The organism is Croceicoccus pelagius (assembly GCF_001661915.1).
Lineage (GTDB): Bacteria > Pseudomonadota > Alphaproteobacteria > Sphingomonadales > Sphingomonadaceae > Croceicoccus > Croceicoccus pelagius.
This window is the reverse complement of the sequence record NZ_LYWY01000019.1, coordinates 94,404-118,887: the sequence shown is the minus strand read 5'-3', so window position 1 is coordinate 118,887 and position 24,484 is coordinate 94,404. Positions and strand designations below refer to the sequence as shown.

At 63.3% G+C, this 24,484-nt stretch carries 20 protein-coding genes; 7 read left to right on the top strand and 13 right to left on the bottom strand.

Going from position 1 to position 24,484, the window contains the following annotated elements; genetic code table 11:
- Position 1 precedes the first annotated feature (1 nt).
- The 3 genes from A9D15_RS04015 to A9D15_RS04005 are packed head-to-tail and all read left to right on the top strand — an operon-like array spanning position 2 to position 2,762.
- Positions 2-790: a type III pantothenate kinase gene (locus A9D15_RS04015; RefSeq protein ID WP_066762005.1), complete on the top strand. Its 789-nt coding sequence runs from the start codon at positions 2-4 to the stop codon at positions 788-790.
- Positions 787-2,436 carry a ribonuclease J gene (locus A9D15_RS04010; protein WP_066762004.1) on the top strand — a complete coding sequence of 550 codons (1,650 nt, stop codon included), beginning with the start codon at positions 787-789 and terminating at the stop codon, positions 2,434-2,436. The genes A9D15_RS04015 and A9D15_RS04010 overlap by 4 nt, the downstream gene beginning before the upstream one ends.
- Before the next feature lie 11 nt (positions 2,437-2,447).
- A complete protein-coding gene (locus A9D15_RS04005) occupies positions 2,448-2,762 on the top strand; it encodes a DUF1467 family protein (protein ID WP_066762003.1) in 315 nt (104 codons plus the stop codon).
- Positions 2,763-2,772: 10 nt separating this feature from the next.
- Here the strand turns inward: A9D15_RS04005 and A9D15_RS04000 are convergent, their stop codons facing one another.
- Positions 2,773-5,997 carry a coiled-coil domain-containing protein gene (locus A9D15_RS04000; RefSeq protein ID WP_066761996.1) on the bottom strand — a complete coding sequence of 1,075 codons (3,225 nt, stop codon included), beginning with the start codon at positions 5,995-5,997 and terminating at the stop codon, positions 2,773-2,775.
- Between the two features lie 223 nt (positions 5,998-6,220).
- Between A9D15_RS04000 and A9D15_RS03995 the strand changes: the two genes are divergently transcribed.
- The 3 genes from A9D15_RS03995 to A9D15_RS03985 are packed head-to-tail and all read left to right on the top strand — an operon-like array spanning position 6,221 to position 9,747.
- On the top strand, positions 6,221-7,420 hold the full coding sequence (locus A9D15_RS03995; protein ID WP_066761994.1) for a hypothetical protein: 1,200 nt from the start codon (positions 6,221-6,223) through the stop codon (positions 7,418-7,420).
- Positions 7,421-7,454: 34 nt separating this feature from the next.
- Entirely contained in the window at positions 7,455-8,417 is a 963-nt protein-coding gene (locus A9D15_RS03990) for a hypothetical protein (protein WP_066761993.1), read from the top strand.
- Positions 8,404-9,747: a sensor histidine kinase gene (locus A9D15_RS03985; RefSeq protein ID WP_066761989.1), complete on the top strand. Its 1,344-nt coding sequence runs from the start codon at positions 8,404-8,406 to the stop codon at positions 9,745-9,747. Before A9D15_RS03990 ends, A9D15_RS03985 begins: the two co-directional genes overlap by 14 nt.
- Here the strand turns inward: A9D15_RS03985 and A9D15_RS03980 are convergent.
- From A9D15_RS03980 to gltX, 3 genes are read right to left on the bottom strand one after another with little or no spacing between them, the layout of a single operon-like run.
- Positions 9,744-9,947 (bottom strand): hypothetical protein, encoded by a 204-nt coding sequence (locus A9D15_RS03980; protein ID WP_066761988.1) that lies wholly within the window; start codon positions 9,945-9,947, stop codon positions 9,744-9,746. The two genes, A9D15_RS03985 and A9D15_RS03980, sit on opposite strands and share 4 nt — an antisense overlap.
- Before the next feature lie 26 nt (positions 9,948-9,973).
- Complete coding sequence (locus tag A9D15_RS03975) at positions 9,974-11,248, bottom strand: citrate synthase (protein WP_066761987.1); 1,275 nt, start codon at positions 11,246-11,248, stop codon at positions 9,974-9,976.
- 30 nt (positions 11,249-11,278) lie between these two features.
- Positions 11,279-12,778, bottom strand: a complete 1,500-nt coding sequence (gene gltX, locus A9D15_RS03970; protein ID WP_066761986.1) for a glutamate--tRNA ligase — start codon at positions 12,776-12,778, stop codon at positions 11,279-11,281.
- Between the two features lie 60 nt (positions 12,779-12,838).
- Here gltX and A9D15_RS03965 point away from each other — a divergent pair, with 60 nt between their 5' ends.
- Entirely contained in the window at positions 12,839-15,010 is a 2,172-nt protein-coding gene (locus A9D15_RS03965; RefSeq protein WP_172807459.1) for a ComEC/Rec2 family competence protein, read from the top strand.
- Positions 15,011-15,025: 15 nt separating this feature from the next.
- On the opposite strand, the gene lexA is transcribed toward A9D15_RS03965, so the two are convergent.
- The 9 genes from lexA to A9D15_RS03920 all read right to left on the bottom strand — a co-directional run bounded on the left by lexA (position 15,026) and on the right by A9D15_RS03920 (position 24,296).
- Positions 15,026-15,709 (bottom strand): transcriptional repressor LexA, encoded by a 684-nt coding sequence (lexA, locus tag A9D15_RS03960; protein WP_066761982.1) that lies wholly within the window; start codon positions 15,707-15,709, stop codon positions 15,026-15,028.
- A gap of 82 nt (positions 15,710-15,791) precedes the next feature.
- A complete protein-coding gene (locus A9D15_RS03955; protein WP_066761980.1) occupies positions 15,792-16,979 on the bottom strand; it encodes a molybdopterin molybdotransferase MoeA in 1,188 nt (395 codons plus the stop codon).
- Positions 16,976-17,467: a cyclic pyranopterin monophosphate synthase MoaC gene (gene moaC, locus A9D15_RS03950; protein WP_066761978.1), complete on the bottom strand. Its 492-nt coding sequence runs from the start codon at positions 17,465-17,467 to the stop codon at positions 16,976-16,978. Before moaC ends, A9D15_RS03955 begins: the two co-directional genes overlap by 4 nt.
- On the bottom strand, positions 17,464-18,273 hold the full coding sequence (gene trpC, locus A9D15_RS03945; RefSeq protein WP_066762177.1) for an indole-3-glycerol phosphate synthase TrpC: 810 nt from the start codon (positions 18,271-18,273) through the stop codon (positions 17,464-17,466). Before trpC ends, moaC begins: the two co-directional genes overlap by 4 nt.
- 8 nt (positions 18,274-18,281) lie before the next feature.
- The gene (gene trpD / locus A9D15_RS03940; protein WP_066761976.1) at positions 18,282-19,247 is read right to left on the bottom strand and encodes an anthranilate phosphoribosyltransferase; all 966 of its coding nucleotides are present in this window, start codon (positions 19,245-19,247) and stop codon (positions 18,282-18,284) included.
- Entirely contained in the window at positions 19,244-19,843 is a 600-nt protein-coding gene (locus tag A9D15_RS03935) for an anthranilate synthase component II (RefSeq protein ID WP_066761974.1), read from the bottom strand. The genes trpD and A9D15_RS03935 overlap by 4 nt, the downstream gene beginning before the upstream one ends.
- On the bottom strand, positions 19,840-20,799 hold the full coding sequence (gene pip / locus A9D15_RS03930) for a prolyl aminopeptidase (protein WP_066762175.1): 960 nt from the start codon (positions 20,797-20,799) through the stop codon (positions 19,840-19,842). The genes A9D15_RS03935 and pip overlap by 4 nt, the downstream gene beginning before the upstream one ends.
- 13 nt (positions 20,800-20,812) lie before the next feature.
- Positions 20,813-22,357, bottom strand: a complete 1,545-nt coding sequence (gene trpE / locus A9D15_RS03925; protein WP_066761971.1) for an anthranilate synthase component I — start codon at positions 22,355-22,357, stop codon at positions 20,813-20,815.
- Positions 22,358-22,364: 7 nt separating this feature from the next.
- Positions 22,365-24,296 (bottom strand): peptidyl-prolyl cis-trans isomerase, encoded by a 1,932-nt coding sequence (locus A9D15_RS03920; RefSeq protein WP_066761970.1) that lies wholly within the window; start codon positions 24,294-24,296, stop codon positions 22,365-22,367.
- Positions 24,297-24,484 lie beyond the last annotated feature (188 nt).

The following is a 24,484-nucleotide window of genomic DNA, read 5'->3' as shown; positions in this document are numbered from 1 at the left end:
GATGCTGCTGGCGTGCGACGTCGGAAATACCAATATCGTCTTCGCGCTGATGGAAGGCCGCGAGGTGCGTACGCGCTGGCGGATCGCGACCGATGCACGCCGTACCGCTGACGAATATGCCGTTTGGCTGATGCAGCTCTTTACGCTCGAAGGGTTGACCTTTGAAGTTGTCGACAACGTCATTGTCTCGACCGTCGTTCCGCGCGCGCGGCACAATCTTCAGGTGCTGGGCGAAAAGTACTTCGGCAAGCCGCCGATTTTCGCAGGTGAGACCGGGGCCGATTGGGGCATCGCAATCGACGTCGATGAACCGGCCTCGCTGGGTGCGGACCGTGCAGTAAACACGATCGCAGCGCACGATGGACATCCCGAGGACCTGATCGTCATCGATTTCGGCACGGCGACGACTTTCGACGTGGTCGATTTCAACGGTGCCTACAAGGGCGGCATCATCGCACCCGGCATCAACCTTTCGCTCGACGCGCTGGTGAATGCTGCCGCCAAGCTGCCCCGTATAGCGATCGAGGCACCGACGGGCACCCAGACGCTGATCGGTCGCAACACCGAGGCGCAGATGCATATCGGTGTTTTCTGGGGTTACATCGCCATGATCGAAGGCCTCGTGTCTCGTCTCAAGGCAGAGATTGGGCGCCCGGCAAAGGTCATCGCGACGGGCGGCCTCGCGCTCCTGTTTGACAGGCATACCGATGCTTTCGACGAGATTGATGTCGACCTCACATTAAAGGGACTGGCTATTCTCGCCGAAAGAGCCTCTACACGCGGGCGATGACTCCAGAAAAAGAACTGCTTTTCCTCGCGCTCGGCGGGTCGGGCGAGATCGGCATGAACGTCAACCTTTACGGGGCGGACGGGAAATGGCTGATGGTCGACCTTGGCATGAGCTTTGCCGATCCCGGCTATCCGGGCGTTGACCTTGTCTTCGCCGATCTCGAATTCATCGAGGAGCGTTGTGACGACCTGCTCGGCATCGTGCTCACCCATGCTCACGAAGACCACATCGGCGCGATTCCATACTTCGCCGCCGACCTCGGCGTGCCGCTTTACGCGACGCCGTTCACGGCCGAATTGGTCCTGCGCAAGCTGGAAGAGGCGGACCTGACCGAGACGGTCGAACTCCACATCATCGATCATCTCGACGAGTTCGCGCCCGGCGGTGAAGGGCCCTTCAAAGTCCGGTACGTCCCGCTCGCCCACTCGATCGCAGAGGGCAACGCGGTGCTGATCGACACGCCTTACGGGCGCGTCTTCCACACGGGCGACTGGAAGCTGGACGACGATCCGCAGATCGGCGAGCCGAGCACCCCCGAGGAACTGACCGAAATCGGCGACGGGGGAATACTTGCTCTCGTCTGCGACTCCACCAACGTCTTCAATCCCGAACCGTCAGGTTCGGAAGGGGCTGTCAGGCTGGCGCTCGATGCCGAAATCGCTCGCCATCACGGCAAACGGGTTCTCGTAACCACGTTCGCATCGAACGTCGCGCGTCTGCAGACTCTTGGGCAGGTCGCCAAGGAAACGGGCCGCCAGCTTTGTGTCGCAGGTCGTTCGCTTGACCGGATTATTACGGTGGCCAAGGACAATGGCTATCTGCAGAACTTTCCCGAGACGGTCGATTTCGACACCGCCATGCGCCTGCCACGCGGCGATATCCTGATCATCGCCACCGGCGGCCAGGGCGAGCCTCGCGCAGCGCTCGCCCGTATTGCCTCGGAATCGCATCCTCTTGAACTCGACAAGGGCGACGTTGTGCTGTTCTCGAGCCGTCAGATTCCGGGCAACGAGCTTCAGATCGGGCGTATCATGAACCAGCTCGCCGACCGGGAGATCAAGATCGTGACCGACCGGCAGGAGCTGATCCACGTCTCCGGGCATCCCGGCCGGCCCGAACTCGAAGCACTCTATTCGTGGCTGCGGCCCGAAGTGCTCGTGCCGGTTCATGGCGAAATTAGGCACATGCGTGAGCAGGTGAAGGTCGGCGCAGAGGCTGGCATTCCGTCGCGCGTGTTTCAGAAGAACGGCGATATCGTCCGTCTCGCCCCGGGCAAGCCAGGCAAGATCGGTGAAACCCGTACGGGTCGCCTTGTCCTTGACGGTGACATTATCGTGCCTGCCGATGGGGAGACGATCGTCGAGAGGCGCCGGCTTTCGCAGAACGGTCACATCGTGGTGACCCTCCCTCCGGTAGCGTCGAAAGCGGACCCGATCATCCTGCCCATCGGCCTGCCGTTGGACGAGGATGAGGCGGATTTCATCGCAGAGGCGCAGGACGACTTGTCCAAGGCGGTCAAGAGGCTGAAGGGCGGGCGTACGAAGGACCGCGATGCGATTCACGAAGCGGTCCGGCTCGCCGTTCGCCGAGCGGCGCGGCGCTGGTCGGGCAAAAACCCGCAAGTGACCGTGCAGGATTTCGACTAGGAGTTTAAGCGATGCAGTGGACCTCGGTCCTTGCGATCTACCTGCTTTTCTGGGTGATGAGCGCGTTCATTGTCATGCCCTTCGGCATTCGCACCCACCGCGAAGCCGGAGAGGAACTTGTCCCCGGGCAGGCCGATTCCGCGCCTAGCAATTTTCGCCCGGGTCGCGTCGCCATCCGCGCGACGATCCTTGCTGCGATCCTTTGTGCGCTCTTTTACGCCAATTACGTCAATGGCTGGATCACCGTCGCCGATCTGAACTTTATCCACCCTCCGAAGGAGATCGTGGAAGAGCAGATCTGGATGCGCGAAACCGCGAAAGACTGAACGCCCGCGCTTAGCGGCGCAAGCGTTCGATCGCCTGCGCCAGCGCGACGTAGAGTTTGCCCATATCCGACGACAGCACCGTTACCGCCAGCGAGTTGCCTTCGCGGGTGGCGAGCAGGTTGCGCAGCATGCCTTCGAAGTCGTGGATGTAGCGGTTTACGTGCTCGCGGAACTCTTCCTCTGCCTCGTAGTGCTCGACGATCTGCCTGGCGTCGCCGGAATCGATCAGGCGCACCGCGCGGCGGGTGAAGATGCCGCGCTCGCCTTTCAGATAAGCCTGCCATGAGGCTTCGCTGACTTCGGCCGATAGAACCTTGTCGATGTCGATTGCGGTCGAGTTGAGCGATTCGGTGATCTGGGAGACGCGGCGCGCAAAGTGATCGTCGATGTCCTCTTCGGCGCGCTGACGCGCAGCGACGATGCGGGCTTCGAGGTGCCCCGTGATCTCGTCGACACGGCCAAGCTGCTCGCGCAGTTCCGCTGCGGCTTCGCGCGCGGCTTCGGTCGCCTTGCTGACGGCGGTGTCGAGCCCTTCGAGCGCGTCGCTCGTGCTTTCGCGCAGGGCCTCGGTGACGACGATGCCGCTTTCCTTGGCCAGCTTCTCGGCAATCGAGCGGACGGCTTCGGACGACGTACCCTCGATGTTGGCAACGGCTTCGCGGCTCGCTTCGGCAAGGCGCGCGATTGCTCCGTTGAGCGTCGCCTCGGCGGCAGTCGCCATCGCTTCGCTGTCCTTGCGTGCCTGCGACAGCGTTTCTCGCAAGTCGCCAAGCTGCGTGGCATGCGCCGAACCACGTTCGTGCAGCGTGTCGTGCAGGCCTTCAATTTCGGCAAGGGCGGAGCGGGTGGCCTCGCGCGTTGTGTCGACGGCGCGGCCCAGTTCTTCGCCCCGTTCGCCAGCCTGGCTGAGCATGAGGCGCATGGCCTCGATCCGGCCGGACACGTCGTCGAGTCGCCCTTCTGCTTCGGACAGCGCGCCGGGTAGTGCTTCGCGCGTGTGGCGCGAGCTTGCCTCGATCAGTTCGAGCAGGCGCACCGAACTGTCGGTCAGGCCAAGGATGGCACTGTCCGTGCCGGTCAGCGCATCGCGGCTTGCGGCAAGCTTTTCGGACAGGAGGTTGAGGCCGTTGACGATGGCCTGCTCCGCCTCGCGGCCCTGTCCCGCGGCGGCGTCCATGCGTGAACCATAGTCGCCAAGCTGGTCGGCGATGCGCTGGGCATGGCGGCCAAGTGCTTCGGTCGCTTCGAGATGACGGGCGCGGCGTGTCTCGAATTCGCCGTCGAACTGGACCAGCAGGTCCAGCAGCTTGTTCGACAGGTCGCGGCCCGCTTCCTCGTGACGTTCGCGGCGTTCGGTAAGCTGGCGGTCGAGTTCGGCCAGTTCGTCGGCGTAACCTTCGGCCAGTTCGCGCGCGGCTTCGCGACTGTGAGCGCGGCGGCGTGCGATTTCGCTATCGAGTGCGTCGAGCGCGGTGCGCAGGCTTTCGGACATGAGCGAAGCGGCTTCGCGACCGCGTTCCTCGCGGACCTCGATCTCGCTGTCGAGCGAGGTGAGGGCGGTCGAAACGCCGCTCGTCATTGCGCGGCCTGCTTCTTCGCCGCGCTGGGCGCGCTGGGCGATTTCCTCGTCCAGCGAGGCAAGCGACGAAGCGACGCGCGCGGCCAACGCCTTGCTTTTCTGCTCGCTGATCTCGGCACGCGCGTCGATTTGCGCATCGAGATGGGCGAGGGCCTCGCCGATCTTTTCGGTCAGAACGCGGCTTGTTTCTTCGCCACGGGCGACGCGGTCCTCAATGCCGGCGTCGAGCTGCGCGAAAGTCGTTGCAAGTTCCTCGACCAGCGCACGGCTCGATTGCGCGCCGCGGACGCGGCGGGCCTCGATCTCGCTGTCGAGCCCCGCGACGAGGGCGGAGAGACGCTCTGCCAGCCCGCGATTGGCATCTTCGCTCTTCGCGTAGCGTTCCTCGATCTGGGTATCGAGAGTTTCGCCTTGGCGGCGCAGGTCGCCGTGGAGGCGGCTGATTTCCGAGGACAGCGCGGCCACCCGGGCACCGGCAGCGTCCAGCGCCTCGGCGGAATTGTTGTCGAGCTGGACAAACAGCGCGCGGGTATCGCTCTCGATAACGGCAAGCCGGTCGCGCCAGCCATCCATGGCAGCCGCTTCGCCACTCTTCAGGCGCTCGCCGAGATTGTCGGCGTCGGCCCCAAGCGTCGAGAGACGTTCACGCAAGGACTTGAGCGCAAAGCCCTCGGCATCGGAGAGCTTGGCTCGAATGCTTTCCAGCATGCCTTCAAGATCGTCCGCACGCTTTCGCACGGCGGCGAGTGCGGCGATTTCCTGCTCGTCCATACGTTCGCGAAGGGCCGCGCCCTCGGCGTCGAGCGCCTCGAAGCGATCCCTGGCGATCTGGCCGAGTTGTTCGGAACAGCGATTGAACTCGCCCAGAACATCGTTCACGCGTTCGCGCATCGCGTCGATCTTCAGCGTGCTCGCCTCGCCCGCCTCGCCGATCTTGTCGAAGCCTTCGGACAGGCGTTCAAGCTGCATGCTCGCGCCCTGGCCTGCCTGGCCGATGTTGTTGGTGAGGTCGCGCGTCGCATTGGTGACGACGGGAAGCTGGCCGCGCAGCTTTTCCATGTTTTCCAGCGCAGCGGTGCTCACGGTCTGGAGGCGATCGACGCGTTCGGAATTATCCGAGATCAGCGCCTCCAGCTTGTTCGCGCTTTCGCCGAGGCGTTCGCTGGCGATGCGGCCGAGCGCCTCGAGGTCGCGGCCCTGCGCGATGATGAACTCGCGCGCGATGCTCAGTTCCGAGTTCACGTGGCCGAGACGATCTTCGAGCGCGGCGGATTCTGCGCGAAGGCTGGCGGCGGCATCGGCGAAGCGTCCGGCCTCGACCCTGCTGTGGCGCATGGCCAGCATCCAGAGCGTGACGACAAGAGCGGCGGGCATGGCCCACTGCGCGAGCAGGGCGGTCCATTCGGCCGGTATGGGGCCAGAGAGCAGCGAAGCCTGGTTGGCCCAGGCAAAGAACGCGGTCCAAGCGAACAGCGCCACGATACCGAGCGTCGGGACGAGCCACGAGAGATTGCGGCTTCGCACCGGTTCTTCGTACCAGTCCTCGCTCGCCGTGTACTCTTCTTCGGCAGGCGCGGTTTCCGCACCCGTCGTTTCCACGAATTCTTCTTCGCTGCCTTGTCCGCCGAAGGCGACGATGTTCCGCTGCTTTGTCATGGCGCATGACTAACACCGAATGAACGCGCGCGCACGTGAGAAATCTTCCGTTTTCCCCGGCCTCATCCACGGATTTCCAAGGGTTAAGGACAATCCGGCAGCGCCATCTTGCAGAGTGGCGCAGGGCGATCCATGAACCGTGCTGGAACTTGATCGCGAACGAGCTGCCCGGACTGATCCGGCGGCACAGGGGCCACGAAACTTGCGAATTGCCGTACTTTCCATGCTGGAGCCGCTGGCCGTCGACGGCCTGCTGACACGTGCCGGCCTGCGCGTAGGCGGCGAGACCGTTGTCGAGCGTCAGCTGGAACTGGCCGAAGCAACGGGTGCGCAGCGGATCCTACTGCTCGCCGACAGGCGCACGGTCGGCCTCGACGATGTCGTTGCCTTGGCGAGCGAGATGAAGCTGGAGGCACGGGTCATCGCCGATGCGCCCGCGCTCTGTTCCGAAGTCACGGCAGCAGACGAACTGGTCGTGTTCGGCGATGCGCTGCTGGCCGATCCGGTACTGGCGGTTCCGCTCCTGAAGCAGTCCGGCATCGCGACGCTTCCGGTGGAGGAGGGGCTTGAGGCAGGGTTCGAGCGGATCGATGCGGAACTTGCCTGGGGCGGTATTCTCGTCATTCCCGGTGCCTTGGCCGAGCGGTTACGTCAGTTGCCGCGCGATTGCGACGTTGCCTCCTCGCTGCTGCGCATTGCGTTGATGGCAGGCGTCACGCAACGCGCCGTCGATCCGCAGGCACTTCCCGACAGGCGGTGGGTCATCGTGCGCAGCGAGAGTGAGGGGCAGGCGATCGAGGCGCATCGTCTTCGCCTCAGCCTTGCCGAAGCGCATGGCAAGACGCCAGGTGCAAAGCTTGCGGGCCTGATCGTCGGGAAATTCGGCAATCGCCTGTTCGAGGCGGACCGGTCGGCCATCCTCGTATGGTGGGCAGCGATCCTGCCAGCGGCAGCCGCTGTTGCCTTTGCGGGCTTCGCCATGTTCGCGGCTGCCTTCTTCTCCATCGCGGCCACGTGGCTGGTGGTGCGCTGCGCGATCATTCTCGACAAGGCGGAGCGGCAGGGCAGGATCGACGCCGCTATGCCCGACCGCAGGCCGACTATCGTGCATCTCGCAATCGACCTGCTGTTATTCGTTGTTCTCGCCCTGGCGCTCACCGGATCTATCGAAGGTGAGCGGCTCGGGGCACTGGGCCCGTGGTTCGCATCGACCGTTTTCGTCTGTTTAGTCCGTCTGGGCGCGGTCCTGTTTCCCGTTCCCCATGCGCGGCCCTTCTTCGAGGACCGGGTGACACAGTGTGTCGTACTGGGGCTGGCCGTCATTGCCGGTTGGACGACACCGATCGTCATGGCAGTGTCTATGGCTGTCATGGCCGGGTGGGCGGCATTTGTGACATTCCGCGCGAATCAGGTGACAAGATAACGCGGCTTTAACCATGGGGTGTTAGTCCGTTCGCATGGGTGAACTGGAAAAGGCCACGGGCCTGCAATCAGTTATGCGGGTTGAGCTGAAGCGGGGAGACCGCGTTCTCGGCGCGCGGGGCGTCGTCTTGCGTCAGCTTATCGCGACCGAGGACCGTTCCATGTTCAGCGATGCGATTGTCGCTCGTGTGCGCGCAATGGCCGAGGATCTGGCCCGACAGGTCGGCTACAAGCTGGCGCAGGCGGCAGGCGAACGCGATCCGCGCGGATGGGCCAACTCGATTACGGAGCCGCTTTCGGGCGCCCTGATCGATGAGCCTGTCATCGTCGATCACCTCCATTCGATTGCCCTAGAATGGCAACTTACAGAATCGATGCAGCGCCGTGCAGGTGTCGATCCCGCGCTTTCGCCCCTGCTTCAGGCGCTGATCGGGGCGGACGATCCGACCAGTTCGGCCCTCGCGATGGACCTTCTGACGTCGCAGGCAGCCTTTGCCCGGCATCAGCAGCGCATGAGCCTGCCGGTGAACGAACTTCCAGCCGAAGTGTTGCATTCGCTGCTCGAAACGCTGCGCCACGCGGTTGCGGGCGATCTTGCCTATGAAGCACATGCGCGGAACACCGAACACGCGATCCGGGAAGGCTACGACGAGTCTCAATGCCGCATCTCGCTGGCCAACCGGCTTGTCGGGGCTTTGGGGGCAGGGGCATTTGCTGCGCTTTCGATCACCCATGCAGGCGTTCCGGTGTTTCTGTCGGCGCTGGCCGCGGCAACGGGCGATTCCCGTGACACCGTGGCCGTCGCGACGAGCGAGAGCCAGCTTGCGCGCCTTGCCCTGTCGCTGCGCGCAGCAGGCCTTGGCGACCGCGAGATCGAGCGCGAGTTCTACGCCATCCACCCCGAGATCACGCTTCCCGAAGGTTTCGGACGCTTGCAGGGCGGCGACGCCCGTGCTCTGCTGACCGGGCAAGGGGTATCGGACGATGTCAGGGGCTGAAGCCATCACCGAGACGGCAGCGGTAGAACCGCTGGTCGCGCGCAGCGATGCGGCGGACCGTCTCGTTGCTGCGGATGGTCCGCTGGCCGACATGCAGCTGGCCTGCGGCGGCGAAATTCCCGGATTGATCGCAGCGCCCGGACTGCTTGAACTGGTTCGCAAGTCACGCAGTTTCGGCATGAAGCTGGGCCGTCCGCTGGTCATGCGTCATAGCGAGGGCAGCCTTGAAGGCTGGGCCGAGGTCGAGCCCGATGGCGAAGGGTGCGCGATCCGCCTTTCGGACTGGCACCGATCGAGCCACGGAACCGGCACCAGCAACGGAGAGGCGACGCGCCTTGCGGTCGAGAACCTGCTGGCCGAAGGTGTCGTCTGGCTTGACGAAGGCCAGCGCGTTCTCGCGGTCGAGAGCCAGGTCGCTGATCTGGCCCCCCTCGTCGGACAAGCGCGTACGATGCGCGGGCAGCACTGGACCGGACTTTTCGACTTTTCGGCTCACGACACCGGAACGCCGCCGATCTGGCAGGCGCGGAGCGGGATGACCGTGCGGATCGCCGGGTCTCCGCGCGAATGGCACTTGCTGCTCGCTTCGGCCAACGTGGGTTTTCAGCTCCTGCTTCGCCCGGTTGGCGAGAACGAGTACGAGACCGAGGAAACGGATCTCCTTCCGCCGAACCTGCTGGGTGAGGAACTTGCGCCGGCCATGCGCAATCCGGTGGCACGGATCATTCGTCAGGCCGAGGCGATCCGCGACAGGCTGGCAGGTCCGTTACCGGCGGAATACCGTGAGTATGCGCTCGATATGGTCAATGCCGGCCGTCACCTCGGCGAACTGGCCGATGATTTGGGCGATGCGGAGGCAATCGAGCACGGTACTATCGCGATCCATGCAGAACCCGTCGCAGTGTCGGACATTGCGGAAATCGTCTGCCGCTTGCTTCAGGTTCGCGCCGATGCCCGTTCGGTGACGTTCGACGTGTCGAACAGCGATGCGGTTGCCATGGCGGATCGCAAGCGGGTGACGCAGATACTCCTCAACATCGTCGGCAACGCGATCAGCTATGGCCCCGAAGGCGGGCGCATCCTGGTCGATATCATGCGCAGCGGCGTGAACGTGGTCGTTTCGGTCACGGACGATGGCGAGAGCCTGTCGGCCGAGGAATTTATCCGCATGTTCGACAAGTTCGAACGGCTTGGCCGCAGCGGCGATGGCGGAAGCGGTCTCGGCCTCTACATCGCGCTGATGCTTGCGCGTGCGATGGGCGGCGACCTTGAAGGTTCGGCGGACGAGGGGGGCGGCAACCGCTTCACCCTGACGCTGCCCTCGGCCTAGTCTTTTTGCCCGCGGTTGCGGGTCAGCCAGATCAGCAGCAATCCGGCGCCAGCGGCAATCAGGCCGTAAGTGGCCCATTCCCTTTCGCCGAGCATGAAGCTTTCGGCGGGCCACATGACGAGGCCCAAGCCCTGGAGCGTCCAGAGCATTCCGGAAAGAAAAAGGGCGATGCCTAAGATCCTGATGAGGAATTTCGGCATCGCCTTGATCCTTACCTGTCAGCCGTTCAGCGCTTGTCGAACGGCACGTAGTCGCGCTGCGTCGGGCCGGTATAGAGCTGACGCGGACGACCGATGCGCTGGGCGGGATCGGAGATCATCTCGTTCCACTGCGCGACCCAGCCGACGGTGCGGGCAAGGGCGAAGAGCGCGGTGAACATCGTGGTCGGGAAGCCGATCGCCGAAAGGATGACGCCCGAGTAGAAATCGACGTTCGGGAAGAGCTTCTTTTCGACGAAGTAGTCGTCGTTGAGAGCCATTTCTTCCAGCTGAAGCGCGACTTCGAAGACCGGGTCGTTGACCTTGAGCGCGTCGAACACCTCGCGGACGGTCTTCTGCATGACGGTCGCGCGCGGGTCGTAGTTCTTGTAGACGCGGTGGCCGAAGCCCATCAGGCGGAACGGATCGTCCTTGTTCTTCGCACGTGCGATGTACTCGGGGATGCGCTCCGGACGGCCGATTTCCTGAAGCATATTGAGAGCCGCTTCGTTCGCGCCGCCGTGTGCCGGCCCCCAGAGGCAGGCAATGCCGGCCGCGATGCAGGCGAACGGGTTCGCGCCCGAGGACCCTGCCAGACGCACGGTCGACGTCGAGGCGTTCTGTTCGTGGTCGGCGTGAAGGATGAAGATACGGTCCATTGCCTTCTCGACGGCCGGGATCACCTCGTATTCTTCCGCCGGCACGCCGAAGGTCATGCGCAGGAAGTTGCCGGTGTAGCTCAGCGAGTTGTCCGGATAGAGGAAGGGCTGACCGATTGAGTACTTGTAGGCCATGGCCGCGATCGTCGGCATCTTGGCGATCAGGCGGTGCGAACTGATCTTGCGATGTTCAGGGTCCGCGATGTCGGTGCTGTCGTGATAAAACGCCGAAAGCGCACCGACGACGCCGCACATGATGGCCATCGGGTGGGCATCGCGGCGGAAGCCCTGGTAGAAGCCGCGCAGCTGATCATGCAGCATGGTGTGACGGCTGATCGTGTAGGTGAAGTTTTCGTATTCGTCCTGGCTGGGCAGTTCGCCGTTCAGCAGGAGATAGGCCACTTCCATGAAGCTTGAGTTTTCAGCCAGCTGGCCAATCGGATAACCGCGGTGGAGAAGGACGCCTTCTTCGCCGTCGATGTAGGTCAGACCGGAATCGCAGCTCGCCGTCGAGGTGAAGCCCGGGTCGTATGTGAACATACCCGACTTGCCGTAAAGCTTGCCGATGTCGACGACATCGGGGCCGATCGTTCCGCTCTTGACGGGAAATTCGTATTCGCCGCCCCCGGCGTTCAGCTTCGCCATGTTGTCAGCCACTACTCTGCCTCCATTACGTTAATTGGCCACCGCGCCGTCCGCCTTTGCCGCGTCGGTTGCCTGTGCGTCTATACGCGCCAGACTCTCTTCGCGTCCAAGAAGAACGAGCACGTCGAAAATTCCCGGCGATGTTGCTTGGCCGGTCAGCGCCGCACGAAGCGGCTGTGCCAGCTTGCCGAGCCCGAGTTCGCGCTCTTCCGCCATTGCCTTGAGTTCCGTTTCGAGCTGCTCGCTAGTCCAATCTGAACCAGCTTTCAACTTTTCGGAGATTTTACCGAGCAACGCGCGGGCATCCTCGGTGAGAAGCTTTTCCGCCTTTTCGTCCATGGGAAGCGGACGCTGACGGAAAAGAAACAGGGCGCCTGCCGCCAACTCGTCGAGATCCTTGGCGCGTGCCTTCAGCGAAGGCATCGCTTGGGTCAGCAGCGCGATGTGCTTGTCTGCACCGAAAGCCGGTTCCAGCTTGGCGATGCGCGGTGCGGTAAGCTGCGCCAGACGAGCATCGTCGGCTTCGCGAATGTACTGCCCGTTCATGCTGGCCAGCTTCTTGAAGTCGAAACGAGACGCGCTCTTGCCCACTGCAGGCAAGTCGAAAACCTCGATTGCTTCGTCGATAGTGAAGAATTCCTGGTCTCCGTGGCCCCAGCCAAGCCGCAAGAGGTAGTTCACAACCGCTTCGGGCAGCAGGCCAAGCTCGTCACGGTAGGCGTCGACGCCCATCGCGCCGTGCCTCTTCGAAAGCTTGGCACCGTCGGCCCCGTGGATCAGCGGGATGTGGGCATAGACCGGCTCTTCCCAGCCGCCCTCGATCTCCTGCATCGCCTTATAGATCGGCAACTGCCGGAAAGCGTTGTTCAGGTGATCGTCCCCGCGGATGACGTGGGTCACGCCCATGTCGTGATCGTCGACGACGACCGCCAGCATATAGGTCGGCGTGCCGTCCGAACGCAGCAGGATGTAATCGTCGATCTCGACGTTTTTGACCTTCACGCGGCCCTGAACGGCATCCTCGATCACGGTCTCGCCGCTAGTAGGCGTCTTGAGGCGGACGACATAGGGCGCCCCTTCGGGAGCCTCCGCCGGATCGCGATCGCGCCAGCGGCCGTCATAGCGCATCGGCTGCTTGTTCGCGCGTTGCTCTGCCCGCATCGCTTCAAGCTCTTCAGCCGTGGCAAAGCACTTGTAGGCAAAACCTGCGTCGAGCAACTTGTGCGCGACTTCGGCATGACGCTCCGCCTGCGCGGACTGGAAAACCGGTGCCTCGTCATAGTCGAAGCCGAGCCAGTTAAGGCCGTCGAGAATGGCGTCGATCGCTTCCTGGGTGGAGCGGGCGCGATCGGTATCCTCGATCCGCAGCAGTGCCTTGCCGCCGAAATGACGTGCATATAGCCAGTTGAACAGCGCCGTGCGTGCGCCGCCGATGTGCAGGAATCCTGTGGGAGAAGGCGCAAAACGGGTGACAACCGGGCGATGGGCGTCGTTAGCGCCGTTGCCTTTCGCTGCCGAACCGCTTGCCATATTGCCTTGTTTCCTTTCAATAATGTCCGGGAGGGGCCGCTGACGGGGGAACGGCAAGACATGACGGGTGATGTCGCCGTTCCGGTCGCGGATGGGGCGCCAGATCGGGCCCCGCCACCTTCGCAGGTGCGGCAATGGGGAAGGTTGCGCGATTTGTCCAGCCTCCGTTGGGTCGAAACCGCACTCGTGATGCGCCAGTTCGAAAAGATGCCTTGGCTGGCGGTTGCCATGCTGGTCGGCATTCTGGTCTGGTTCGGCCTTCCGTCGCCGGGCGAATGGCTAGTTTTTCTAGGACTTTGCGGGCTGTCGGCGGCGCTGGTCCTGCTGTTTCTGGACGACGAAACCTATCCGTTTGTCCGGGGGGCTGTGGTCTCGCTGGTACTGATGATGGCGGCGGGCCTGATGATCGCGTGGGGGCGATCCACGCTTGTCGGTACGCCGGGGATCGGAAGGCCGGTAGTCGCCGAAATGACCGTCCGTGTGATCGAGCGCGAGGAAGCGTCCCGAGGCAGAAGTGCGCGACTTCTTTTGGCAACGCGCGACGCGACCGGAGAAACGATCAGGGCACGCGTGACCTTGTCGGAAGAATTCGACCTTCCCGAACTTGGCCCGGGGGCGCTCGTGAGGGCGCGCCTGCGCCTGATGCCGCCATCCCGAGCGGTTGCACCGGGGCTTTACGATTACGCACAGGCGGCATGGTTTGACGGAATATCCGCCACCGGGTCGGTCATGTCGGAATTCGAGGTTTTCGAGGGCGCGAGGAGCCGCGAGACAAGCGACGTCCAGGCGGACCTGCATAAACTCGTCCTCGACCGAATCGATGACGCGGGTGCGGCAGGCATCGCCGCAACGCTCGTGACGGGTGAGCGATGGGCAATTCCGGATGCCGACGCGGAGGCAATGCGCAACTCCGGCATGGCGCACCTGCTGTCGATCAGCGGTCTTCACGTCGGGGCGGTCATCGCGATCGTATGGTTCGTGAGCCTACGGCTACTCGCCTTGTGGCCAGCGCTGGCGCTACGGGTTCCCTTGCCGTTCGTGGCGGCAGTTGCGGGCGCTTTTGCGGGGATCGGCTATACCTTGCTTACCGGTGCGGCCTTGCCGACAATTCGAGCGTGCATTGCGGCGATTTTGGTGCTCGCGGCGATGGCGCTGGGAAGGCAGGCTCTTTCCATGCGGCTTGTGGCGATTGCGGCGATCGTCGTTATGCTGTTCTGGCCGGAAGCTGTCGTCGGAGCCAGTTTCCAGCTGAGTTTCGCGGCGGTGATCGCGATCGTCGCCCTTCACAACAGCGCGCAGGTCGTGCGGTTCAGGGCGGCAACGCGCCAATTCTCGTTGCCCGTGCGCGCCTTGCGTCACGGGTGGATGCTGTTCTTGACCGGCCTTGTCATCGAAGTGAGCCTTTTACCGCTGGTCTTGATGCACTTCCACAAGGCCGGCCTGTATAGCGCAGCGGCCAACCTGTTCGTAATCCCGCTCACAACGATGGTCGTCATGCCGCTCATCGGCATCTGCCTGGTGCTGGAGCCCCTAGGTCTGTCGGACCCGTTGTGGTCGCTGTGTGGGACGGCTACCGGCTGGCTGCTCGACATTGCCCATACGACATCATCAGCACCGCGAGCCGTCAAGATCTCGCCTCTGGTGCCCCTCTGGCTGGTTTTCACCATCGCAGCGAGTGGAACCTGGCTTGCGCTCTGGACTGGGAGATCGCGGCTGCTTGGTGTTCCGGGTATGGTACTCGGTATCCTCGCGCTGCTCTCGCTTTCGCCTCCCGATCTGATTGTCTCGGGAAGTGGTAGACAGCTTGCGCTCAACTCCGGGGGAAATACGTACTGGTTACGCGGGCCGGAAAACTTCGAAAGCGAACGGATCGGCGAACTCGTCGGTTTGGCGACAGACGACAGTGGGGGAAGCTTCGCGAGCAGCCTTACGTTGATCGACTTCCCCGGAGCGCGGTGCAACGACGCGTTTTGCAGTATCGAGGCCGGAGGTGGTCAAGATGTGCAAATTCTGATCGGTAGAGGGCGTGTCCACGCTGACCCGGATGAATTGCGGCAGGCCTGCGTCCAAAGCGACATCGTGATCGCTGAGAACGCGCTTCCCCACTTGTGTGAGCCGAAGTGGCTCATGCTCGATGGAAGAATGTTGTCGCGAAGAGGCGGGGCGGCGATCGATATCGATGCGCGAGTGGTCAGCTACGTACGCCCCGCCGGGGACGCCCATGGTTGGTAGTAAGGGCGTCGCGTTTCAGTGATAGCGGCGCAGGAGACCGGCAAGGCGACCCTGAACCTGGACCTCATTGGCGGCATAAACCTGCGGTTCGTAGGCCGAGTTCGCCGGATCGAGCCTGATCATGCCACCCTCGCGGTGCAGATACTTCAAAGTCGCTTCCTCGCCGCGGACAAGCGCCACGATGATTTCACCGTCGCGGGCCACGTCGGTCTTGCGAACCAGCGCGAAGTCCCCGTCAAAAATACCGGCCTCGACCATCGAGTCGCCCGAGACTTCGAGGGCATAGTGCTCACCCGAACCCAGCAGTGCTGCCGGAACCGGAAGGGTCTGCGTATCTTCCATCGCCTCGATCGGGACACCGGCAGCAATGCGGCCGTGGAGCGGGATTTCGATCACGTCGTTGGCCGGAGCAGGCGCAGGCGGCGTCTTCGCTTGCGGCATTTCGACGACGTTCGACGGAGCCGGACGAGCGGAACCGCTGACGTCATCAGGCTGACGCAGGATTTCCAGCGCGCGGGCCCGGTTGGGCAGGCGGCGGATGAAGCCGCGCTCCTCAAGCGCAGAAATCAGCCGGTGCACGCCCGACTTCGACTTGAGATCGAGCGCTTCCTTCATCTCCTCAAACGAGGGAGAGATGCCCGATTCCTCGAGCCTGCGCTGAATGAACAGGAGCAATTCGTGTTGCTTGCGGGTGAGCATGACCTGATCCCTTATCCGCCGTTCAACTGTGAACGAATAAGGAACAATTAGAAAACAAAGTTAGTCCCGTCAAGCGTGCGACTTATCCGATCCGGATAAATCGAATTTCGCTTCCCGCGAGGGCAGTCTCGCTGAACGGTGGGCGGAAGATCAGGGCATCGGCGCTCGCCAAGGGCAATAGCGCACCGCTGTCCTGCAATGTGATGAGTTCGACACCATCTGCTTTGTGTACGGCTCTCAGGAATTCTGCCCGCTTCCCGGTGGACGGAAGGTCGGAGAGCGTTCTCGCGGAAGAGAAATGGGGGAGCGGTGCGCGAGCGCCCAGCAAAGCCCGAACGTAAGGTAGGGCGAACAGGTTCGCTGTCACGAAGCTCGAAACCGGATTGCCGGGCAAGCCTATGATCGTCTGCTGCCCGCGCTGGCCGACCATGATCGGCTTGCCGGGTTTCATGGCGACCTGCCAGAAGTCGATGTCGGCGCCGACCTTCTCCAGTGCCGGGCGCATGAGGTCATGATCGCCGACCGAGGCTCCTCCGCTTGTCAAGATGAGATCGGCGTCTTTCGCGCTGTCGAGAGTGGCAACGATGGCATCGATATCATCGGCAACCGGACCTGCCAGCGTAACTTCGCACGGCAATCGCGCCAGCATCGCGCAGAGCATCGGACCGTTGCTTGCCGGGATCTGGCCTTCGGAAAGGGGCTCTCCGGCCTTTACCAGTTCGTCGCCGCTATCGACTACGACGACGCGGGGCTTGCGGAACACCGGTATTTCGGGGTGGCCACTACTGATGGCCAGGGCGAGAGTTGCCGGTGTCACCTTCGCGCCATCGCCGAGAATCGCGTCTCCCTCTTCGAAGTCCTGCCCGCGAGGCCGCACGTGTCGCCCGAGCGGGCGGGGAGGATCGCCGTGGAATGTCAGGGCCCCCCCATCGAACTCACAGTCCTCCTGCAGGACCACCATGTCCGCGCCTTCGGGCAGGATCGCGCCGGTCGAAATACGGATAGCCTCTTTAGGCCCGATGGCGATCGTGGCGGGGTGGCCGGCCGCGCTTTCACCGGTCACTTTCCAGGGACCGGGCATGTCCGTCTGCTTTACGGCCCAGCCATCCATGGCGGAGAGCGGGTGGGCAGGCTGCGTGCGGCGAGCGTGGAGAGGTACGGCAAGGTAGCGGTCGAGCGCTTCTCCGACCGGAACCGTCTCGATCCCACCCGGCGTTGCCAGCGCGAGGAGCCGTTCCTGCGCCTCTTCCAGCGCGAGGAGTGGCTTCAAGGTTCCAGTCCCTCGAAACCCGGAGCACGCCAGCGGCCCGACTTGCCGCCGTCCTTGGCGACCAGCCGAATGTCGCTGATCACCATCGCTTTGTCGACCGCCTTGGCCATGTCATAGATTGTGAGAAGTGCCACGGAAGTCGCTGTAATAGCTTCCATTTCGACACCTGTCCTGGCCGAAAGCGCAGCGGTCGCGGTGGCGCTGATTGCCCCGTCTTCGAAAGCGAAATCGATCGACACACTGTCGAGGCCGAGCGGGTGGCAAAGCGGAATGAGGTCTCCCGTCCGTTTTGCCGCCATGATGCCCGCGATCCGCGCCGTGGCGAGGACGTCGCCTTTCCTGACAAGCCCGTCGCGAATGGCGGTAAGCGCCTCGGTCGACATCTTGATCCGGCCGGTCGCGACCGCCATCCGGCGTGTGACTTGCTTTGCGCCCACATCGACCATGCGGGCCGCGCCGTCCTCGTCGAGATGGCTCAGTCTGCTCATACAGCGTCAGCTTCGCCCGTCAGTAGTGCCCGTGTCGCGCTTTCGAGATCAGCTTGCCGCATCAGGCTTTCCCCGACGAGGAACGTGCGGACGCCGTGGGCGGCCAAACGCTCGCAATCCGCGTGATTGTCGATGCCGCTCTCACCAACCAGCAACGAGCCTTTGGGGGCAAGGGGGGCGAGCCGCTCGGTATTGGCGAGATCGGTGACGAAGGTGCGAAGATCACGGTTGTTGACGCCGATGAGGCGCGATTTGAGCCGCGCGGCGCGTTCCATCTCGATCTCGTCGTGGACTTCGACCAAAACGTCCATACCACGTTCGATGGCCGCAGCTTCGATCTCGGCCATCTGCGTGTCTTCCAGTGCTGCGACAATGATCAGGATCGCGTCTGCCCCGATCGAACGGGCTTCGGCGACCTGCCAGGGATCGATCATGAAATCCTTGCGTAGCACCGGCAGCGTACAAGCCTTGCGGGCGGCTAGCAGGTAATCTTCATGCCCCTGAAAATAGGGCGCGTCGGTGAGGACCGAGAGACAGGTTGCCCCGCCAGCGGCGTAGTCACGCGCGTGGTTTTCAGGGTTAAAATCCTCTCTGATCAATCCCTTGGAAGGAGAAGCTCGCTTGATCTCTGCGATGAGGCCGAAGCCGGTTACAGATGCCTCGCGCAGTCGCGCTTCGAACCCGCGGACCGGTTCACGCGCGAGTTCGGCGGCTTCGAGATCGGCGAGCGAGAGCTTTGCTTTTCGCTCGGCAACTTCACCACGCTTGGTGTCGCATATCTCGATGAGTTTGTTGGGTGCCGTCATGCCAGCCTTCATGCCTTCACCGTGGCGATCCAGCAATCGAGCAGTGCCTTGGCAAGCCCTTTGTCGATTACTTCGCCCGCTTCTTCCGCTCCTGATGCAAGGTCGTACGCATCTCCGGCCAGCCACAGGGCGGCAGCGGAATTGAGGACGACCGCATCGCGATAGGCGCCGGTATCTCCCATCAGCAGGCGGCGCAGCGCATTTGCGTTGTATTCGGGATCACCGCCCTTGATCGCATCTAGCGAATGCGTGGCAAGGCCAGCATCGCTTGGCGATAATTCGCAAGGTACATCAAGGCCGATGCCTTCGATCCGCGTCGGACCTGCAATCGACATCTCGTCGAGGCCTTCCATGCCCGAGACGACCAGCGCCCGCTCGGTCCCGAGGAGGCGCATCGCCTCTGCATAGAGCGGCACGAGGTCGGGACTAGCGACGCCGACGAGCTGACGCTTCACGTTCGCCGGATTGGCGAGCGGTCCGGTCAGGTTGAAAATTGTGCGCCGTCCGAGTGACTTGCGGATGGGGGCGATGCGGGCGAGCGCCGGGTGGTGCGACTGTGCGAAGAGAAACGCGATGCCCAGATCAGGCAGTGTCTCTTCCGCTTTGATCCCCGCGCGTGCGAGGTCGAGGCCGAGCGTTTCCAGCGTATCTGCACCGCCCGCCTTGCTGGAAGCTGCCCGATTGCCGTGCTTCGCGACCGGCACGCCGCAAGCCGCGACGACAAGCGCAACCGCGGTCGAGACGTTCAGGCTGTGCTGTCCGTCGCCGCCGGTGCCGCATACGTCGATGGCGTTTTGGGGGGCGGCAATCGTTAGCATCCGCGCCCGCATCGCACGCACGGCTCCGGCGATTTCTTCTGCCGTTTCGCCGCGCTCGGCCATTTCGACCAGCAGGTCGGCGATGGCATCGTCGGTCATCTGCCCGTCGAGCATCTGGCCAAACAGCGCCTCGGTTTCTGCGATCGAGTAGCTCATGCGGGCAACTTCGGCTCGACGCCGCAGATCTTCAGGAAGTTCGCGAGCAGCGCATGGCCATGCTCTGTCGCGATGCTTTCCGGATGGAACTGGACGCCGTGGATCGGCAAATCGGCATGGCGGAAGCCCATTGCATGTGTGCCGTCTTCGCCGGGGCGCGGTGTTGTCGCGTTTACCAGCAGGCTGGCGGGAATGTCCTCAACCACCAGCGAGTGATAGCGCGTGGCGAGATAGGGAGACGGAATGCCTTCGAAAACGCCGGTGTTGTCATGATCGACCGGGCTGGTCTTGCCATGCATCAAGCCGCCCTGAACGACCTTTCCGCCGAAATACTGGCCAATCGACTGGTGGCCTAGGCACACGCCAAGCAGCGGCTTGCCCGCATCGGCGCAGGCTCCGACAAGATCGAGGCTGATACCGGCCTCGTTCGGGGTGCAGGGACCGGGCGAGAGCAGGAATCCCTCCGCGCCCGTGGCGATTGCCTCCGCCGCAGTCATGGCGTCATTGCGTACGACTTCGACCTTGACGCCCATTTCCATCAGGTAGTGGACGAGGTTCCAGGTGAAGCTGTCGTAATTGTCGATGACGAGGATCATGCATCGCCCCCGGCAAACTTGTCCGTCGCGCGGACGAGACCGTCGATGATGCCCGGCTCGCTCGCTGAGTGACCGGCATCAGGGACAATCCATAATTCGGCTTCGGGCCATGCTTTCTTCACTTCCCACGCCGAAGTCGGCGGGGTGCAGATGTCGTAGCGGCCCTGAACCATCACGGTCGGGATATGGCGGATGCGGTCGATATTGGCGAGCAGCTGGCCTTCCTCGAGGTAGAACCTGTCGCGAAAGAACCGCACGCAGATGCGCGCGAATGGCAGCGCCTTCGACGGATCGGCGAACTCTTCAAGAAGCTCCGGATTGGGCAGCAGGGTCGCGACATTGGCTTCCCAAAGCGACCATTCGCGCGCCGCGGCAAGTGCCACGGCCTCGTCGTCGCTGTTGAGGCGGCGTTCGTAGGCGGTGACCAGATCGCCGCGTTCGTCTTGGGGGATGAGGCCGGTGAAGGCGTCCCACTGTTCGGGCATAATCTCGCTGGCGCCGCGGCCGTAGAGCCATTCGTCCTCTTTCTCGCGGGCAAGGAAAATGCCGCGCAGGACAAGCTCGGTCACGCGGTCAGGATGAGTCTGGGCATAGGCAAGCGCGAGGGTGGAGCCCCAGCTGCCGCCGAACGCCTGCCATGCCTCGTGCCCGCACATTTCGCGCAAACGTTCGATATCGGCGACTATGCGCCAGGTATCGTTGTTCTCGATCTCGGCAAACAGCTTCGACTTGCCGCAACCGCGCTGGTCGAACAGCAGCACGTCATAGCGCGCCGGGTTCCACTGGCGGCGATGGCTGGGCGACATGCCGCCGCCGGGGCCGCCGTGAAGGAATACCGCAGGCTTTGCGCCGGGCGTGCCGACACGCTCGTAATAGAGCGAATGGCCTTCGCCCACGTCCAGCCAGCCGCTCTCGTAAGGCTCGATTTCCGGGTAGAGAGTGCGTCGTTCGGTCATATCCGTCATGATTCTACTGGCCGTAACCCGGCTCTCGCGCGACGCGAAGCGCCTCTCGCGCGGCGGCGACGAGCGCGCCGGCCTTCGCCTCGCACTCGCGCTGTTCGTAATCGGGATCGCTGTCCGCGACGATACCGGCGCCGGCCTGCACGTGCATCGTGCCGTCTTTTACCAGCGCCGTTCGCAGAACGATGCAGCTGTCGACCGAACCGTCGGGCGAGAAATAGCCGACGCCGCCCGCGTAGGCTCCGCGGGTTTCCGGCTCCAGCTCGGCGATGATCTGACAGGCGCGTACTTTGGGAGCGCCGCTGACGGTGCCTGCGGGAAAGCCTGCGAACAGAGCATCGATCGCGTCGCGCGCGGGATCGAGCGCGCCGACTACGTTCGAGACAATGTGCATGACGTGGCTGTAGTTCTCGACCGTGTAGCTGTCGGTAACGCGCACGGTGCCGGCCTCTGCCACGCGGCCCACGTCGTTCCGGCCGAGGTCCAGAAGCATGAGGTGCTCAGCCCGTTCTTTGGGATCTTCGAGCAGGCTTTCGCGGTTGGCGCGGTCTTCTTCCGGCGTTTGGCCGCGAGGACGCGTGCCGGCGATCGGGCGGATCGTCACTTCGGGCTTGCCGTCCACATCGTTGCGCACGCGCACGAGGATTTCCGGGCTAGACCCCGTCAGCGCAAAGCCCGGCAGGTCGAGGAAATAAAGAAACGGCGACGGGTTCACACGGCGCAGCGCGCGATAGAGATCGAGCGGGGGCAGCGGGAACGGCGTCGAGAACCGCTGCGCCAGCACGACCTGAAATATGTCGCCAGCGGTGATGTAGTCCTTCGCCTTCAGCACCATCTCGCGGTAGCGGCCCGGCGCAAGGTTCGGGTTGAGCGCCGGTTCGGGCACGTCGTTCGGATAGGGCTGCGCAGAAAGGCGCGCCGCGCTGAGCCGCGCGAGGCAATCGTCGATCCGTCCGCGTGCCTTGGCAATTGCATCGTTCGCGGATTGGTCGTTCGGCCAGACCGGCGCGACACAGTAAAGCGCGTCTTGCAGGCGGTCGAACACCAGCACCAGCGCAGGGCGCGTGAAGAGCATGTCCGGCACGTCGAGCGGATTTTCAGGCGGGCGAGAGATCGTCTCGACAAGTCCGATCGTTTCGTATCCGAAATAACCGACGAGGCAGGCGAGGGCGGGCGGCAGGCCTTCGGGAATGGCGAAGCGGCATTCCTCGACCAGCGCGCGCAGCGAAGTGAGCGGATCGCTTCCCGTGTCCTCGAAAGCGTCGCGGTCAAGCCGCCACTGGCGGTTGATCTCAGCCTTTGTACCTTCGGCGCGATAGACAAGATCGGGGTCAAGCCCGACGAGGCTGTAGCGCCCGCGAACTTCGCCGCCTTCGACCGATTCAAGCAGGAAATCGCCGCGGCCCGGTTCGATCAGTTTTACCGCTGCGGCAACCGGTGTGTCGCAGTCGGCAATGACCTTGCGCCACACGACGCCCGGGCGCCCTGCGGCCAGTTCGCTCTCGGCCAGCCTGTCGCGGGTGGCCTCATCACTGGTGGTCGGCGCCCCCATGCCGGTATCAGCGGTTGCCGGTAAGCTGGGCCACGACCGCATCGATCGCGGTCTGGTTCTTCGTCACACCGACATCAGCCTGGATCGCGCGGGTGAGCTGCTCGCCCATCTCGCCGCCCATGGCCGGGCCAAGCTGACGAACGGTTGCGGCCACCAGCGGATCGTTGTCACCGATGTCCTTAGTCTCGATCCTGTCGAGATCGACGATGAACCAGCCTGCCTTCTGCGGTGCTTCCAGCTTCTTGGTCGAACCCTTGGCCATCGAGAACATGAGCGCTAGCGGCGGAGGAACCTGCTGCTGTGCGCCGACCAGTTCCTGGCGGCTCATGTCGACGGGGCTGACGGGCGGCGTGGTTTTGCCGATCAGCTTCATCGCCTCCGCCGGGGTCTGTCCCTTGCGGATCGCGGCGAGCACCTTGTCCGCCGCTGCGCTGGCCTTTTTCGAGCCCTGCTCCTGCTTATAGGCGGCTTCGAGCGCGGGCTTGATCTGGTCGAATGGCGGCGGTGCCGACGCGGTGATCTTGCCCGGTTCGTAGAGGATGTAGGATTCGCCGTCGGCAGCGATGGCGATCTGAGCGTCGCTGCCCGAATCCATTGCAAAAACGTTTTGTACGACACGCAGAACCTGTGCGGGCACGTCCGCCGAAGCCTGATCGAACGGTTGACCGTTTTCGAGAAGCGCACCGGTCGTCTTAACTTCGGCGTCAAGCGACTTGGCGACTTCTTGCAGGCTGGCACCGCTGTTGAGCTGGTTTTCCGCTTCCGACGCACGTTCGGCGAGCGCCGTGCGGCGCTTTTCCTCGGTAACGATGGCGGCGATTTCGCCCCGCACTTCGGCAATCGAGCGGTCTTCGGTGCGCGTGATCGAATCGACGCGCATCAGATACCAGCCGAGCGGTCCGCGAACCGGCCCTGCGATCTTGCCTTCGGCCGCGTCATAGACGGCCTGCGTTACGGCGGGCGAAGTCTTGGCTGACAGGTCTGAACGGCTTTCGACCGAAACTTGTGTCGTCGACAGACCCTTTTCGCGTGCAACTGCCGCCATGCGCGAGGGATTTGCAAGTTCGGACAGCACGGCGTTGGCCGCAGCTTCGGTCGGCATGACGAGCTGTGTCATGACGCGCTTTTCCGATCCGGCGAACTCGTCCTTGTTGCTTTCATAATAAGCAGCGACATCAGCATCGGTCGCGGCAATGTCGGCAACGCCGCTGCGATCGATGATCGCATAGCGGACTGTCCGGCGTTCAGGCAGCGAATAGCGGCTGCGGTTGGTGGCGAGATAGCTCTTCAACTGGTCGTCGGTCACCTTGATATCGGATGCGAAGATCGAGGAAGGCACGAAGGCCACCGAACCGTGGCGCGTCTCGTTCAGAAGGCGCGCATACTGGCGGGCCATCTTCTCGGGAAACTGCGTGCCGATCTGGGCGGGGATCAGCATCATGCGCGCGGCCAGACCTTGCTCTAAGTCTTCGCGAACCAGCTTTTCCGAAAGACCGCGCTGTTGCAGCGCCGCCTGGTACATTTCCTGACTGAACTGGCCGTCGGGGCCCTGGAACGCCGGAATCTGTGCCAGTTCGCTGCCGACCAGCGAATCGCCGATGCGGATGCCGTGCTCTTTGGCGAAAGCGAAGACGGCGAGACGTTCGGTCATCTGGTCAAGCACGCCGTCCGTGGCACCGCCGTCGAGAAATTCCTTCCATGTCAGGCCCGGATTCTCGCCCCGAGCCCGTTCAAACGCGCCATTTAGCGTTTCCCGGTAGGTACTTGTGGAAATCCGTTCGTCACCCACGGTCGCCACGCGTTCGCCGCCCGCGATGCCGCCGAAACCGGAACCGGTGATGTCTGCGCTGGCAAAGGCAAGGGCGATCAGCCCGACAAAGCCCAAGGTGACCGCGAGGCCGATAGGTGATTGGAAAAGCTTGCGAAAACCCTGGATCATGTCTTTCCGGCCTGTCAAAATTCAAGTGGGGCGGTCCTGCCGGGAATGCCCGTTTGCGCGCCGCTCTAAACGGCTAAAGGCAAGCCTGCAACCAATCGGCGTCTCGTGCTTTGACACGGTGGACGGGTTCGGCTAGCCGCCGCGCACTTCGCATCTTTTCGGTTAACAGGGCAGGGCAGGACAAGGGG